16 protein-coding genes and 1 pseudogene are annotated in these 15,486 nt (G+C 59.4%); 1 reads left to right on the top strand and 16 read right to left on the bottom strand.

What is annotated here, in order from left to right; translation table 11 throughout:
* Positions 1 to 2 precede the first annotated feature (2 nt).
* From tolQ to ruvC, 6 genes are all read right to left on the bottom strand, one after another.
* Positions 3 to 701, bottom strand: a complete 699-nt coding sequence (gene tolQ, locus THS5294_RS15820) for a protein TolQ (RefSeq protein ID WP_058124500.1) — start codon at positions 699 to 701, stop codon at positions 3 to 5.
* 93 nt (positions 702 to 794) lie between these two features.
* Positions 795 to 1,199 carry a tol-pal system-associated acyl-CoA thioesterase gene (gene ybgC, locus THS5294_RS15815; protein WP_233486504.1) on the bottom strand — a complete coding sequence of 135 codons (405 nt, stop codon included), beginning with the start codon at positions 1,197 to 1,199 and terminating at the stop codon, positions 795 to 797.
* Complete coding sequence (locus tag THS5294_RS15810) at positions 1,196 to 1,825, bottom strand: hypothetical protein (RefSeq protein WP_058124499.1); 630 nt, start codon at positions 1,823 to 1,825, stop codon at positions 1,196 to 1,198. Before THS5294_RS15810 ends, ybgC begins: the two co-directional genes overlap by 4 nt.
* Positions 1,826 to 1,902: 77 nt before the next feature.
* Complete coding sequence (gene ruvB / locus THS5294_RS15805; RefSeq protein WP_058124498.1) at positions 1,903 to 2,919, bottom strand: Holliday junction branch migration DNA helicase RuvB; 1,017 nt, start codon at positions 2,917 to 2,919, stop codon at positions 1,903 to 1,905.
* Positions 2,920 to 2,922: 3 nt separating this feature from the next.
* Entirely contained in the window at positions 2,923 to 3,567 is a 645-nt protein-coding gene (ruvA, locus tag THS5294_RS15800; RefSeq protein ID WP_038004421.1) for a Holliday junction branch migration protein RuvA, read from the bottom strand.
* Complete coding sequence (ruvC, locus tag THS5294_RS15795; protein ID WP_038004420.1) at positions 3,564 to 4,070, bottom strand: crossover junction endodeoxyribonuclease RuvC; 507 nt, start codon at positions 4,068 to 4,070, stop codon at positions 3,564 to 3,566. Before ruvC ends, ruvA begins: the two co-directional genes overlap by 4 nt.
* 328 nt (positions 4,071 to 4,398) lie before the next feature.
* Between ruvC and THS5294_RS15790 the strand changes: the two genes are divergently transcribed.
* Positions 4,399 to 4,587 (top strand): DUF1127 domain-containing protein, encoded by a 189-nt coding sequence (locus THS5294_RS15790; protein WP_038004419.1) that lies wholly within the window; start codon positions 4,399 to 4,401, stop codon positions 4,585 to 4,587.
* 83 nt (positions 4,588 to 4,670) lie between these two features.
* Here THS5294_RS15790 and THS5294_RS15785 read toward each other — a convergent pair whose 3' ends face one another.
* From THS5294_RS15785 to THS5294_RS15735, 10 genes and pseudogenes are all read right to left on the bottom strand, one after another.
* Positions 4,671 to 5,051 (bottom strand): hypothetical protein, encoded by a 381-nt coding sequence (locus tag THS5294_RS15785; protein ID WP_058124497.1) that lies wholly within the window; start codon positions 5,049 to 5,051, stop codon positions 4,671 to 4,673.
* 76 nt (positions 5,052 to 5,127) lie between these two features.
* Complete coding sequence (locus tag THS5294_RS15780; RefSeq protein ID WP_058124496.1) at positions 5,128 to 6,015, bottom strand: 50S ribosomal protein L11 methyltransferase; 888 nt, start codon at positions 6,013 to 6,015, stop codon at positions 5,128 to 5,130.
* A 47-nt stretch (positions 6,016 to 6,062) separates the two neighbouring features.
* A complete protein-coding gene (gene msrA / locus THS5294_RS15775) occupies positions 6,063 to 6,713 on the bottom strand; it encodes a peptide-methionine (S)-S-oxide reductase MsrA (protein WP_058124495.1) in 651 nt (216 codons plus the stop codon).
* 39 nt (positions 6,714 to 6,752) lie between these two features.
* On the bottom strand, positions 6,753 to 7,982 hold the full coding sequence (locus THS5294_RS15770) for an MFS transporter (protein ID WP_058124494.1): 1,230 nt from the start codon (positions 7,980 to 7,982) through the stop codon (positions 6,753 to 6,755).
* 104 nt (positions 7,983 to 8,086) lie between these two features.
* A complete protein-coding gene (locus tag THS5294_RS15765) occupies positions 8,087 to 9,502 on the bottom strand; it encodes a homospermidine synthase (protein ID WP_058124493.1) in 1,416 nt (471 codons plus the stop codon).
* A 247-nt stretch (positions 9,503 to 9,749) separates the two neighbouring features.
* Positions 9,750 to 10,370, bottom strand: a complete 621-nt coding sequence (gene rpsD / locus THS5294_RS15760) for a 30S ribosomal protein S4 (RefSeq protein WP_038004408.1) — start codon at positions 10,368 to 10,370, stop codon at positions 9,750 to 9,752.
* Between the two features lie 566 nt (positions 10,371 to 10,936).
* Complete coding sequence (locus tag THS5294_RS15755) at positions 10,937 to 11,974, bottom strand: YeeE/YedE family protein (protein WP_058124492.1); 1,038 nt, start codon at positions 11,972 to 11,974, stop codon at positions 10,937 to 10,939.
* 200 nt (positions 11,975 to 12,174) lie between these two features.
* A complete protein-coding gene (locus THS5294_RS15745) occupies positions 12,175 to 13,590 on the bottom strand; it encodes a carnitine 3-dehydrogenase (RefSeq protein ID WP_058124490.1) in 1,416 nt (471 codons plus the stop codon).
* Positions 13,587 to 14,339 carry an SDR family oxidoreductase gene (locus THS5294_RS15740; protein ID WP_058124489.1) on the bottom strand — a complete coding sequence of 251 codons (753 nt, stop codon included), beginning with the start codon at positions 14,337 to 14,339 and terminating at the stop codon, positions 13,587 to 13,589. Before THS5294_RS15740 ends, THS5294_RS15745 begins: the two co-directional genes overlap by 4 nt.
* Before the next feature lie 209 nt (positions 14,340 to 14,548).
* A pseudogene (locus THS5294_RS15735) lies at positions 14,549 to 15,451 on the bottom strand (beta-keto acid cleavage family enzyme); the annotation flags it as partial.
* Positions 15,452 to 15,486: the final 35 nt, after the last annotated feature.

Genomic DNA, 15,486 nt, shown 5'->3' with positions numbered 1-15,486 from the left:
ACCTAGGCCGCGTCCAACTGGCGCGACAGGATCGTGGCGAACTCATCGGCAAAAGCCTCATACTCGCCCGTGATCTTGTCCGCATCGCGGGTAAGCTGGTTAAAGAACACCACCGCGGGGATCGCGGCCAATAGGCCCAGCCCCGTGGCCAACAACGCCTCAGCGATGCCCGGTGCCACAACAGCAAGGTTGGTGTTTTGCTGAATGGCGATTTCTTCAAATGCGTGTTTGATGCCCCAGACCGTACCGAACAGGCCGATGAACGGCCCCGTGGATCCGGTTGTCGCAAGGAACGTCAACCCCGAGGTCAGCGCGCCGCGTTCCTTGGCGATGGCCACGTCCATGGCCCGGTCAATCCGCGCCTGCGCGCCTGCGATCAATCCGCCATCGTTGCGGTGACTGCGTTCCCACTCGGTCATGGCCGAGACGAAAATCCGCTCATTCGCGGTTTTTGGTGCGCCGTTGATCTTGGCATACAACTCATCCAGCGGCTCGCCGGACCAAAACGCCTCATCAAAGACGGAGGTCTCAGCCCGCGCTTGGCGGAACTGCATAAGCTTTTGAATATAAACCGCCCAAACCCAGACGGAGGCCACGATCAGCATGATCATGACGACCTTCACGATAAACGTGGCGCGGAGAAACAGCGCCCACATAGAGAAATCAATCTCCTGCGCGGCTGCGAGAACTTCGGTTTCCATGGACTGCTCGGTCCTGTCTAGTGATGCCGTTATCGGCTTATATAGAAATTAGGTAACAGAATTTCAGCGCAAAGGCCAAGGTTTTGGCACAAATCAGCGAGCGGTTGCCAGTTTTGTGATCTGGGGCGGCAGGCGGGTGGGACGTCCGTCCGGGCCCAGACAGACAAGCACGACTTTTGCCTCGAAAATCAGGGTGCTTTTGCGGGTTACGACCTGCTGCAAGGTGAGCCGCGCCGGGGTCGTCTTTGTGACAGATGTTTCAACGATCAACTCATCATCGAATTTGGCCGGGGCGCGGTAGTCGGCCTCAAGCCGAGCGACCGCGAACACTTGGCCCGCAGCCTTCATCGCAGTTTGGTCGATACCCGCTGCGCGCACCATCTCGGACCGGGCGCGCTCGATGAACTTGAGATAGTTGGCGTAGTACACGATCCCGGCCAGATCGGTGTCCTCGTAATAGACACGAATGGGCCAGCGATGCGGGCCCGGCAGGCTCACTGGACTTTCTCCGCCGCCATCCGCGCACTAAGGCGCAGCGCGTGGGACGGATCCTGCGCCATCACTGGCATCACCGGGTCATAGGCCGCGCGCAACAAGCTGGACACATCAGGCCGCAGAACCGCCGTACCGTCGACCAACCCAATAGGCGAGGCCCCCAGAAACGCCGTGTCGGACCACAACACCATGGCCTGCACCATTTGGTTAAGCGCGAGCGTTTCGGCGGGCACATCGCGCAACGCATCATCCATGCAGATGAACGAAAAACAGGCCTTGATGCCCCCGTCCTCGTCAAACCGAAAGGCGCGGTATTGGTTTGCGTCAGCTGCCTTAAGCCGCGCGACCAGCGGCTCTAGGTCCGGTAACAGCCGGTCCATATTGGGGGTCTCGGTCAGTTCGTCCCAGCTTTGGATAAAGAACACCATCAGATTGGCGCCCAGCTCTGGGTCGGTCTCGGCCATTTTGTGGCCGGTCAGAACGCACAGAGCCTCAATCGCGCCCTTTAGGACTGCGATCGTTTCATCCAAAACGCCGAATGTGATCGGCACAATGGGCCGGCCCCAGCGGGCAAACAAATAGCTGCCATCGGCACGGGTGAAATAGGCGGTTGTCTCGTCTGGTGTCATCTCGGCCCCTTGAGCATAGGGGGAAAGACGCCTCTGCGTCCTCCCGTTCGAGGGGTCTACATGAAGATTTTTCGCCCCTAGAACAAGTCCCCTTGGGGTTCGGGGCGTGGTGGTGTCAGGCCCAGATGGGTCCAGGCACGGGGGCCAAGCATCCGGCCGCGCGGGGTGCGCTGCAACATGCCTTGTTGCAGCAAATATGGCTCAACCACCTCTTCTAGGGCGTCGCGGCTTTCTGACAGGGCAGCGGCGATTGTCTCCACGCCCACAGGACCGCCCATGTAATGCTCTGCAATCAGGGTTAGGTACCGACGGTCCGCCCCGTCCAGCCCCACGTTGTCCACGCCCAAGCGGGTCAACGCGTTGTCCGCAAGCGCTTGGGTAACGCGGCCATCTCCCTCAACAACCGCAAAATCCACGACCCGGCGCAGCAATCGGCCCGCAACGCGCGGGGTGCCGCGAGCGCGTTTTGCGATTTCGCGCGCACCAGCATCATCAGCAGGGCAGCCCAAAAGGCGTGCCCCGCGCAGAACGATCTGATGCAATTCATCCTCGGTATAGAACTGCAACCGCGTCGGGATTCCGAACCGGTCCCGCAGCGGGGTTTGCAGCAAGCCAAGCCGCGTCGTCGCGCCGACAAGCGTGAAAGGTTGCAGATCGATGCGCACGGTTCGGGCCGACGGCCCTTCCCCGATCACAAGGTCCAGCGCATGATCCTCCATCGCGGGGTACAGCACTTCTTCGACCACCGGGTTCAGACGATGAATTTCGTCGATGAACAGCACATCGCGCGCCTCAAGGTTGGTCAGGATGGCGGCCAGATCGCCCGCCTTGGCCAGTACCGGGCCAGAGGTCATGCGAAAGTTCACCCCCAGCTCACGGGCCATAATCTGCGCCAGCGTCGTCTTGCCCAAGCCGGGAGGGCCGTGGAACAGCACATGGTCCATCGCCTCACCACGCCGCCGCGCGCTTTCGATGAAAATACGCAGATTGCTGCGTGCCTCGGCCTGACCGATGAATTCCTCAAGCGCTTGCGGACGCAAGGCGCGGTCGTTGTCCTCGGGGGCGGGGTTTGGATCCAAAAGCGGGTCAGTCATGGCTTAGCCCTTCGGCGCGAGCAGTTGCAGCGCGGCCTTGATGATTGCGCCGGTGTCGCCTGCATCGGCGGCTTCCGCCACGGCGCGGGCGGCATCAACGGGCGCATAGCCAAGGTTGGTCAGCGCGGACAATGCCTCGGCCTGACCACCGGGGGCGGACGGTGCGGCTTGCGGCTTAGCCACAGACGCCGCCGCGGGGACATCGCCCACCGCCTCAACTAGCGTATCCGCCCCGGTCGCCATCAGGCCGGGGGCCTTATCCTTAAGCTCATTCACAACGCGCGCAGCAATCTTGGGGCCCACGCCAGGCGCAGCCTTGATCGCGCCTGCGTCACCCAAGGCAATCGCGCGGGCCACACCATCGGCCCCAAGCGTGCCCAGTATCGCCATCGACGCCTTGGCCCCAATCCCTTGGACCGAGATCAACAGCCGGTGCCACTCTCGCTCATACACAGTCGTAAAGCCGAACAATTGCAGCAGATCTTCGCGGACCAACAGCTCAGTATAGAGTGCAGCGGCCTCGCCCTTCGCTGGCAGGTTCGCCAGCGTCCGATCCGAGCAATGAACGGTATATCCAACGCCCGACACATCCAGCAGGACGTGATCCGTGCCTTTGTAGTCCACCCGACCCGTAAGTTTGCCAATCATTGTGCTGCCCGCATTGCGGCCTCCAGTCGACCTGAGGATTGCGCGTGAAACGAGTGGCAAATCGCAATGGCCAACGCGTCTGCCGCGTCGGGGCTGTCGAACGTCACACCCGGCAATTGCACGCGCACCATTGCCTGCACCTGCCCTTTGTCCGCGTGTCCCACGCCCACGACCGTCTTTTTGATCGCGTTGGGCGAGTATTCCCCAATCGCCAAGCCCGCCTGCGCCGGCACCAACAACGCAACGCCGCGCGCCTGCCCCAGCTTGAGCGTCGCTGCCCCGTCTTTGTTCACAAATGTCTGTTCCACGGCGGCGGTGTCGGGCTCATAGGCCGCGATCACATCGGTCAGCTGCGCATGCAGGCTCAGCAACCGTGCGGCCAACGTATCCTTTGCATCCGTTTTGCATGTCCCATTGGCGATGTGGCGCAAGTGGCTGCCGCGCGACTCAATCACGCCCCACCCCATGTTCCTCAGCCCGGGATCGACCCCTAGAACGCGCATTCTGCTCTCGCCTTTTGTGTTTGTTACAGGACTATCACGAAGATCGGACGGCAGCCAGAAAAACAAAGGTTAATCCCGCGCCACGCCAAACGCGACATTGCGAACCAAAACCGACGCAACACAATTCGCAAACGACGCTTTTTGGGCCAAAAATCGCAGTCAATTAAATCCGTTAACCACCCCACGATCCTATGCACAAATCGCATATGAGACATGCATTCTTGCTAATTGTTGAGATCAGAATTCCGGAATACCTGCCGCTCATGGAAAGCAATTGCTGCGCTTTCGCTTAAACCTAAAAACTTGAAAGATCGGAAAGGACGCACTTATGGCAACCCTCGACACCATCCGTCCGATCGCCACCGAAAATGGCCCTCGGACGTTCTTTATCTCTCTCATTGCGGCCATTGCGGCTTGGAATGATCGCCGCGTAACGCGTGATGCTCTTGAGCGTCTGTCGGACCGGGAGCTGAATGATATCGGGCTTAAACGCGCCGACATCGAAGCCTTGATCTAAGGCTATAGCAAAGGCGTTTACCCACCTTTGTAACGTGTAAACGCCGCACCCTCGTGCGGCGTTCTGCATTTTTAGAACGCTGTTTATCCAGCGACCGAGGCGGCAGCCCCAGAAGGCAAAACCGCCGACATCCATTCCGCGACCCGCAGCGAGATGGCATCCGGTTGTAGCACAAAAGCGAATACCTGATCCGACCAATTGCCCTGAGACAATCCCGTGACCCGAACATTTAAAACATCGGTCCCGAAGTAGGCATAAATAAACCCCTTCAAGCCGATCAAGCACACAATCACAAAAGCCAAATGCAGCCACGGAATACGGCGGGCTTCTTTTAGAACAACAGGAACCAGCAACCCATCGGGCCGCTTTTTATAAAGCACCTTAGCGTGTTTCGACGCGGCTTCGCGCTTGCGCGTTTCCACCTCCGCCATACGGTGCTGAAACGATTTATTTTGACTATACATCGGCACCTCAAAATGAATTGGCACCCCCAACACTGATAAAATACAGCCGAAATGGGGCACCAATAAGGCGCGATTTTTAGCTTCTCTTCAACGATAGGGTCGACCACTCGGGCGTCTTGTGATGATGCTCAAGCGTGAAACCCACTGTTTCATAAGCTTTAATTACGTCTGCGGCCTGTTCGTTCAGGATACCAGACAAAAGAGCGTAGCCACCAAAAGAGACGTTTGTTGCCATATCAGGGGCTAATTCCAGCAGGGGTCCCATCAGGATATTGGCAAAGACCAGATCAAAGGGACCCACCTCGGCCAGCGTCGGGTGATCAAAGCCCGCAGCCTCTAGGCATTCGATCCGGTCGCCCAACCCGTTGACGTCCGCATTCACACGCGCCACATCCACGGCCGTTGGGTCCATATCGCTAGCATAGACCGTGCCGGCCTCATCGGCGGACCAAACCTTGGCCGCAGCCATCGCCAGAACCGCTGTACCGCACCCAATGTCCGCTACTTTTCCAGGGCCAAAGCCCGCTTGCAACAGACGCTCAAACGCCAGAAGACAGCCGTGCGTTGTGCCATGGTGTCCGGTGCCAAAGGCCATCGCGGCCTCAATCAGCAAGCCAATGCGATCCTCAGGCAATGCCTCGGTGTCATGTCCGCCGTGTACAAAAAATCGACCCGCCTCAACTGGGTGCAATTCGCGGCGTACATGCGCGACCCAATCCGTATCCGGCAACTCAGACACTACGAAATCCGCCGCGCCATGCGCTGCAGCCAATAGCGCCAAGGCCACCGCATCCGGACGCTCAAGGAAATAGGACCCGACCTCCCACGTGCCCGAGCCGTCCTCGACCTCAAACACGCCCACGCCGTAGGGCGTCGGATCGATATCCTCCAACGCTTCACCCAAAGCTTCGGCGGGCGCTTTGCCAGAAAGTGTCGTAAAGGCAGTAAAGGTCGTTTCGGTCATAGCGGGGGCTCCTTTGCACCCCGCCTACCCGGCCCAGCGGCGGCTGTCTAGACGCCCACACCAATGGGACAGGTCACGCCCGTCCCGCCAATCCCGCAATAGCCGTCCGGGTTCTTGGCAAGGTACTGCTGGTGATAGTCCTCAGCGTGGTAGAACGCAGGCGCATCGATGATCTCAGTGGTGATGGCACCATAGCCCGCAGACAAAAGCCGTGGCGCGAACGCGAGCTTTGATGCCTCAGCCGCTGTCTTTTGCACCTCGGAATAAGCATAGATACCGCTGCGGTACTGCGTGCCCATATCGTTGCCCTGCCGCATCCCCTGCGTCGGGTCATGCCCTTCCCAAAAGACGCGCAGCAGATCTTCATAGCTGATGACCGCAGGGTCATAGATCACGCGCACCACCTCATTGTGGCCCGTCTGGCCCGAACACACCTCATCGTATGTGGCATTCGGGGTGTAGCCACCCGCATAACCCACCAGCGTGACATAGACGCCATCCAGCTGCCAAAACATCCGCTCAACGCCCCAGAAGCAGCCCATGCCAAACATGGCCTCTTCCATGCCATCAGGCACAGGGCCCAACAGCGGATTACCGTTCACAAAGTGAGTCTGCGCCGTAGGAATGGCGGTCTGACGACCGGGTAAGGCTGCACTGCGCGCAACCATCTCGGCTTTCTTACGTTGGAACAGAAACATGCAGCACCTCCATCTGGCTTTCGCTTGATATAGGGCGCTTTACTCCGCAGGACTAGGGACAGGCCGCGTGATCACGGTCTCATTCCCAGGTTCAGGGTGGCGCGGGATCAAACACGACAGCCCAAGCGACACCAACGCCATACACGCCGCCGCGACAAATACCGAAATCGGCGACACCAACCAAAGGTAGCCAAGCGATGCAGGCAAAAACACCGCCGCAATATGGTTGATCGTAAAGGCCACTGCCGCCGTGGGCGCGATGTCCCCGGGGTCGGCGATCTTTTGAAAGTATGTCTTAATCGCCAGCGCGAGGCTGAAAAAGATGTTGTTCAAGATGTACAGGGCCGCCGCTACCGTGGCCGACCAATCGAACAAATATAGCCCAATGTAGAAAGCAAAAATCCCGAACAACCCGGCATATTCGACGATCAAAGCGGCTCGTTCGCCAAAATACGCGACAGCCCGGCCCAACTGGGGCGCCACGATCATGTTCACCACGAGCGTGGCCATGAACAGGGACGTAATATCGCTCACCGAAAAGCCGAACTTCTCGACCATCATAAAGCCCGCAAAGACTACGAAAATCTGCCGCCGCGCACCGGACATGAACTGCAACAGGTAATACAGCCAATAGCGCTTACGCAGGACCATCTTCTTGGTCTGCGGGTTGGGGCTCTCAAACTGCGGAAACGCCCAAAACGCAAACAGCGCCATGGCCACAGTGATCGACCCCGCAACCCAATACACCAGATCATAGCTCAGATCGAACGCCCGCCACGTCAGCACAATCGCGCCATACGCCAGCAACGTCGCACCCGACCCCACAGCCATCAAAATGCCCAACACTTGCGGCGCGCGCGCCTTTTCGATCCATTGCAACTGCAACGATTGGTTGGCGGTCTCGTAGTAATGAAACCCGATGGACGACAAGAGCGTCACAAACAACAACCCACCCAACGATGGAAACTGCGCAGTAATCACCGTCGCAAACCCCAACAAAACCAGCGACACCAACGCCAACACTTGCTCGCGCATAAAGATGATAATGAAAATCACCCCAATGGCCAAAAAGCCTGGGATTTCACGCACCGTATGCAGCCACCCGATGTCGGCACCATCAAAGCCGGCCATCTCAATGACAAAGTTGTTCAACAGCGCCGACCAAGTCGCAAAAGCAATCGGCATAGCCGCGGCCATCAAAGCCAGCAAAGCCACAGGGCGCCGCCACAAAGGCCAGTCGCGCGTCTCAGAGAGGTGTACAGTTTTCACCCACTCGCGCTACACCACTGCCCCGCTCAGAGCAATCCCGCGCCCGCGCACACCTGCCCCTGCGTTTCTTTGGTTTCGAAATATCCCCGCCGGAGGCAAAAAATCTAACTGGCAAGCACGTTGCGGAACAACCAAGGATCGGCTTCGTCAATATCCTCGGGAAAATGCTGCCAGCGATCCTGCAATGGCGTCCAATCGGTATAATGCGCCTCGACCGGGCCGAGGTAGGGCACTTGCACCTCCAAACAGCGAGCGTGATCCATTTCGTCGGTCTCAACGATACCCGCATTGGGGTTTTCCAACGCCCAGACCATCCCGGCCAAAACCGCAGAGGTCACCTGCAACCCGGTCGCATTCTGATCGGGCGCCAACGCTTTGGTCTCTTCGTTCGACAGCCGCGATCCGTACCACAGGGCATTCTTCTCATGCCCATAAAGCAGCACACCCAACTCATCGATCCCCTCGACGATCTCATCGACCTCCAAGATCACATGCTCGGTCTGCTGACGTCCCGATCCAAACATCTCATGCAGGGACAAAACAGCATCATCTGCCGGGTGATAGGCATAGTGGCACGTTGGCCGAAACTCCGGCGCATCCGCAGCACCTACAGTGTAGTAATCCGAGATCGAGATCGCCTCATTGTGCGTCACCAAAAACCCAAACTGAGGCCCCGGCGTGGGGCACCAGGTGTGCACCCGCGTAATCGCACCCGGCCGGTCCAGCCAGATAGACGACTGACATCCCTCACTGTGGCGATAGCCGTTTTCCGGGAACCATGTCTCATGCGTGCCCCACCCCAACTCAGCGGGCTGGAACCCTTCGGCGATAAAACCCTCGACCGACCAAGTGTTCACAAAAACACCGCGGGGGCGCGGCGTTTCGCGGGCCTGAGTGTCACGCTCTGCTATGTGCACGCCCTTAACGCCAAGCGACTGCATCAACCCGGCCCAGCCAGCGCGGTCCGTAGGTGCGGTGATCTCGCGGCCCGTATCCCGGGCCAAGGTCATCAAGCCGGCTTTCACAAACCACGACACCATCCCGGGGTTCGCGCCACAGCACGACACGGCGGTGCTTCCGCCGGGGTTTGCGGCCTTCTCATCGCGCACCGCTTGGCGCAGCGCGTAATTGGTGCGGGCGGCGTTGTCTTCGGTGTCAAAATAGAAGCCCGCCCATGGCTCAACCACGGTGTCGATATAGGGCACGCCGATTTCGCGGCAGAACTTCATCAAATCAAGCGAAGAGGTATCGACGCTTAGGTTCACGCAAAACCCTTTGCCCGGTTCCAAAACCTTGCCCAGCACCTCACGGTAATTCTCAGGCGTCAGCGCCACGGGATGACAGGTAATGCCCCGCGCCGCCAATTCCTTTTGCCCCGCCTCACCCGGCTCAATCACCGAAAACGCCGCGTGGTCATAGTCAAAGTGGCGCTCAATCAAGGGCAACGTCCCCCGACCAATCGACCCAAAACCGATCATCACAATGGGGCCATCAATACGGGCATAAACTGGGTGAGACATCGCGCTGCTCCTTGCTTGGTGCGGTTCGAGATAAACCGCGCTTGGCCGAAAGAAAATGGCTTAGGGCAATGTCACAGACGGACGCGCCAGCCAGTGCGGGCTTCATAGGCTGAAACCAACCACAGAGGATAGCCATGGAACGCGACGTATTTGCCGAAATATCGCCCAGCAGGCACCGCATACACAGCCCCAACGCAAAAGGCCGCCCCCAAAGGAGCGGCCTTTAAATCCATCAACCAGCGTCAGATTAGTTCTGAGCGTAGTATTCGATGACGAGGTTTGGTTCCATTTGCACCGCGTAGGGCACGTCGCCCAAGCCGGGAGTGCGCACGAACGTCGCCTTCATTTTGTTGTGGTCGGCTTCGATGTAGTCAGGAACATCGCGCTCAGCCAGCTGAGTAGCCTCGATCACGACTGCGATCTGCTTGGACTTCTCACGAACTTCGATCACGTCGCCTTCGTTCACACGGTAGGAAGCGATGTTCACTTTCTTACCGTTCACGGTCACGTGGCCGTGGTTCACGAATTGGCGTGCAGCAAAGATGGTTGCAACGAACTTGGCGCGGTACACAACAGCGTCCAGACGACGCTCCAGCAGACCGATCAGGTTCTCACCGGTGTCGCCTTTGACACGAGCAGCTTCACCAAAGATGCGCTTGAATTGTTTCTCTGTCAGGTCGCCGTAGTAACCCTTCAGTTTTTGCTTGGCGCGCAACTGCAGACCAAAGTCGGACAGTTTGCCCTTGCGGCGCTGACCGTGCTGGCCGGGACCGTATTCGCGGCGGTTCACTGGGGATTTAGCGCGGCCCCAGATGTTTTCGCCCATGCGGCGGTCAATTTTGTACTTGGCAGACGTGCGTTTGGTCACGGCTGTTCTCCTTCGTTATGTAGGATGGTTAGGGCACGCGGTGAGGCGCATCAGAACCATCAAGAAGGGCGTTGTCCTTTGGGCGAACCCCGACAGGCATCCCCTTGCAGGGGCCACCAACACCAATGAATGGGCGGGCTTTACGGGGCCATGTGGGGGGAGTCAAGCGCGATAGCCTTGGCACAGGCTTTAACCCTTGGCGCGGGCGCCACAAAGCCGACAACTGCACAGTATATAGGGGGAAAAGCAAAAGGCGCCCGGTTCCCCTCATGGAACCCAAAGCGCCCGGTCAACACCGTATTGGTGCGTCTCTCACAGGTCCGTCCCGGGTGCGGTGTTCCACCATCTCCCCGGGAGTTCGCTAATGTGTTGAGCATCGGGCTTGCGCCGCGAATGCTCATGGCCTGTTATCACCTGCCTACGGTATTTGTTCTTATTTCTGGCTGCTCAAAGAACTTCCCATAAGGCTAACACAGCCGAATCACCCTGGGAAGGGGGTGATTCGTTACTGTGGATAAATATGTTGATTTTTTGTGGGCAGATTGTGGATAACTGCCCAGATCGCGCTATGCCAGCACCGCGCCCGCGGATCGCGCACCCAGCACATAGCGTGCAACAACTGCGCCCGTAACAATCGCGACCAGCGCCAGCATGGCCGACAGGCTAAGGGTGGCGACGCCGCTCAGGCCCGCACCAATCGTGCAGCCGCCCGCCAAGACCCCACCAATACCCATCAACACACCGCCTGCGCCGTAGCGCACGGTCTGCTGAGGCTCAGCGAAGCTGACCAAGGCCAACTCAGACCGCACAAGTGCGCTTAAGAACGCCCCAACCATCACGCCGCCGATCAGACCCGTGCCGAACCCGGCGGGAATGGCCGTTGAGGCGATGACCCAAAACAAACTATCCGTCCAAGGCAGGGTAAACGCGATGGATTGCACAGGGGACGGATCGAACTCATCCATCAACAGGGTTGATGTCCCGATCCAGCCCGCAGCCACCAGAAGGCCGATAAACACCCCCAAGCCTAAATGCGTCACGGATGCGCCGCCCCGTTTTGCCAGCCATACGCTGCCCGCGATCAGACCAATCGGCAGCACAACACTGATGCCCGGGACCGCAGCGATTGTAGCAAACGGCAGCTCAAATGAGATTTCGCCAAGGGTCGTGCGCAGCGGCGCAAGAATGCCCTTCATCATCGCGTGGGCCGTGATGGCAAACACCACCAAAACCGTAAGCGCACGCATGTTGCCGGTCGCCGACAACACCGTCAGGCGCGTCACGCAACCGCGCGTCAGCACCATCCCTACCCCAAAAGCGAGCCCACCCAGCACAATCGCAAGTGCCGGAATATCAGGGTTAAGGTAGCGGCTTTCGTCCAAAACGGCGTAGCCCGCGCCCACCGCGAACTGCACCGCCGCGATCGCCGCCGCAAGTGCGAGCAGCCAAACGGACAGGCCCGCCCGATCCACGCCCTCTTCGCCAGCGACCGAGCGCCGCAAACAAAACCGAGTGATCTGCGCCGCAATGCCGAACAGCACGCCAAGCGCCAATCCAAACAGAAGTTGAACATTCAGGTCAGAGGGGATGTAATCCAGCAGCATGGGCGCACCTATTTCTTTGCGTCTGCCCCATATGCGTTCTCACAAAGCAGAATACAAAGCATTTGCGCGGGAATAAATTCCATACCCGCTACCAAAACAGAACGCTCGTTCCGCTTTAGCGAAAACCGCAGACCAACGCCCGTGCAGCCCAGCTCTTGGGCAACACGCGCGTCCCTATTTTGCGTGATCAAAGGGGCTGGTTAGCCCCGCTGCCCCACGTAGCGCCCTGCGCCCTCGGGCCGGGGCATCCCTGCATGCGCTTGTCCAAACGCGGCCAACGCCTCGGCCACATCCGCACGCGCAGGCGCACTACGCCGCGTGCCCAGATCAACATGCAAAAGGAACGTCTCCATGGTCGCCGCAACCTCACCCGCAGGGTTCATCATCCGGTGGAACAAATGCATCTTTTTCGGGCCACCCTCTAGCACTTGAGTGCTCACCCGGACGCGATCACCAGCGTGCATCTCATCCAGATACTGCAAGTGGTTTTCTGTGGTAAAATAGCTCAGCCCTTCGGCGATGTAGGCCGCATCAGCACCGATCATCTCCATGAAGCGGTCGGTCGCCGCCGCGCCCAGCTCAAGGTAGTGCGCCTCATTCATGTGCCCGTTGTAATCGGTCCATGTCTGCGGGATCACGCGGTCTTGGGTGATGGGCAAAGCCTCAGGGGATGCGCTTGGCTGCGGAAGGCTGGCCTCATGGGCGGCGATCACACCACCCGCCGCAGCATTCGTCCGCTTGAGGCTGCGCAGAATGCCCACAAGGTTGTCGTCGCGCAAACGTTCCAACTCACGAATGCTCAAATGCCCAGATTGCGCGTCGGATTGCCCCGCGATTAGATCAACCAGCTCATCCGTAAACTCGGGCACATCCATCAGCTTGGTCCACGGCCACTGCAACGCGGGACCGAACTGCGCCATAAAGTGCTTCATCCCGGCCTCACCGCCCGCCACGCGGTAGGTTTCAAACAGCCCCATTTGCGCCCACCGCAAGCCAAAGCCCATGCGGATCGCTTCATCAATCTCTTCCGTGGTCGCGATACCGTCCTTAACCAGCCAAAGCGCCTCACGCCAAACGGCCTCAAGGAAACGGTCCGCAATATGCGCGTCGATCTCTTTGCGCACATGCAGGGGTGAAAAGCCGACACTGCGCAGCATATCGGCTGCACCCGCAGGCACGTCGCCCACCAGCTCAATCAGCGGCAGCAGATACACAGGGTTAAACGGATGCGCCACGATGCAGCGCGCACCCTGCGCCGTCAGCTCAGAGGGCTTGAACCCGCTGGTCGAGGACGCGATCACGGCACTATCCGGGGCCGCTGCATTCACGCGGTCCAGCACGGTGTGTTTGATATCCAACCGCTCTGGCACGCTTTCCTGCACCCAATCGGCGCCCGCACAGGCGTCCTCCAACGCGCAAAAGCTTAGCGTGCCCTCGGCTGGCAACGCCCGGTCATATACCGCAGGCAAGGACCGCCGCGCGCCCGCCAACACTTCGTTGATCTTGCGCTCTGCTTCTGGGTCGGGATCGGCCACAGCCACATCCCATCCGTTCAACAAGAACCGTGCCGCCCAACCGCCGCCAATTACGCCGCCGCCAATAATCGCTGCCTTCATGTCATCCGCTCCGTATGGCCGTCCACGGCCAGTGTTTGTCCTGAAATCCGCTTGCCCGCATCTGATGTGACGAACAAAACCATATCCGCGATGTCCTCTGCGGTGACCCATGTCCGCAGGGAGGTGCCCTCAGCATAAAGCGCGCGCATGTCCTCAACGGAGCAGCCCTTTGCAGCGGCTTCCTTGGCAAGAACCCGCTCCATGCGAGGGCCTTCAACCGCACCCGGTGCCACCGCATTGACGCGCACGCCAGAGGGGCCAAGCTCCATCGCGAGGGTCTTCATCAAGCCAATCACGCCCCATTTCGCAACGACATAGGGCGCGCGCGTCGGCACACCCCATAGCCCAGATGTCGAGGACGTCAGCATGATCGATCCCGCCCCCTGCGCGGCCATCAACGGCGCAGCCCAGCGCGTAGCCAGAAACGCGCCGTCCAGATTGGCAGACAAAGTGGCGCGCCAATCCCCAAGGCTCATGTCCGCAATGCCCGCCGCAGGGCCACCAATGCCCGCGTTGGCGCACAGCACGTCGACACCGCCCATCGTCTCCTCGACGCGGGCAAAAAACGCAGCCATCTGCGCTTCATCCGTGACGTCAGCAGCGACACCCAACATGCCCTCAGGCACCTCACCGGGATCAACGTCACAATAGGCGACCTGCGCCCCCTGCTCAGCAAATCGCCGTGCCAAGCAGGCCCCGATCCCGGCGCCTCCAGCGGTGATAACAACCCGCGCGCCTTCGTGCGTCATGAGGACGACTTATACGTGCCAGCCTCAATCGCAGGCCAAGCCTGATCAAATGGCATGATGCCCTCGTGCTTCAGATGCCAATGCGTATCGATGCCATCCCAGCCCTTGCCACGGAACAGATGACCACACTCGGGACAGGTCTTGCGCCCCGACGCATCCGCCGCAGGCACAGGTGCCGCGAGACTGCGCGCATCACGCAGGTCATCACGCGGCGCGCGCTTCACAAGCCCCAGCTTTTCACGCACCTCAGCGGGGCCAATCACCCGCGCGCCCATACCCTCAATGACACCAACCGCACGCTCAACAAGCTGCGCATTCGTGGCCAAAACACCCTTCTCAAGCCATAGGTTGTCCTCAAGACCGACCCGCACGTTGCCGCCCGCAAGAACACTTGCCGCAACATAGGCCATCTGATTGCGCCCCAACCCAAATGCACTGAACGTCCAATCCGATGGCACGTTATTCACCATCGCCATAAAGGTGTTCAGGTCATCCGGCGCGCCCCAAGGCACGCCCATACACAATTGAACCAACGCGTCAGAGGTCAAAATACCCTCCGCCACCAACTGCTTGGCAAACCAAAGATGCCCGGTGTCAAACGCCTCAATCTCGGGCTTCACACCCAAATCCGTCATCGCCTGCCCCATCGCCCGCAACATCCCGGGCGTGTTGGTCATCACGTAGTCAGCTTCGGCAAAGTTCATCGTGCCGCAATCCAGGGTACAAATTTCCGGCAGGCACTCGGCGATATGCGCAACTCGCTCGGTCGCACCCACCATGTCGGTCCCGGCGACCACGGGCAAAGGCGCCTCAACGCCGCCAAACACAATGTCACCCCCCATACCGGCGGTCAGGTTCAACACCACATCAACATCCGCATCCCTGATCCGGTCGGTCACTTCGCGGTACAAACCCAAATCCCGCGAAGGCGCACCAGTCTCAGGGTCCCGCACATGGCAATGCACAACGGCTGCACCGGCCTTCGCCGCGTCAATCGCACTTTCGGCAATCTGCGTAGGCGAGCGCGGCACATGGGGACTGCGATCCTGCGTTCCGCCGGACCCTGTGACAGCACAGGTGACAAACACCTCCCGGTTCATCGTCAGTGGCATGTCTTACTTCCTCGTCATCTTTGGTTTCAAAATAT

Source organism: Thalassobacter stenotrophicus (assembly GCF_001458315.1).
GTDB lineage: Bacteria > Pseudomonadota > Alphaproteobacteria > Rhodobacterales > Rhodobacteraceae > Thalassobacter > Thalassobacter stenotrophicus.
The sequence above is the reverse complement of the archived record's forward strand: the minus strand, read 5'-3'. Positions and strand labels throughout refer to the sequence as shown.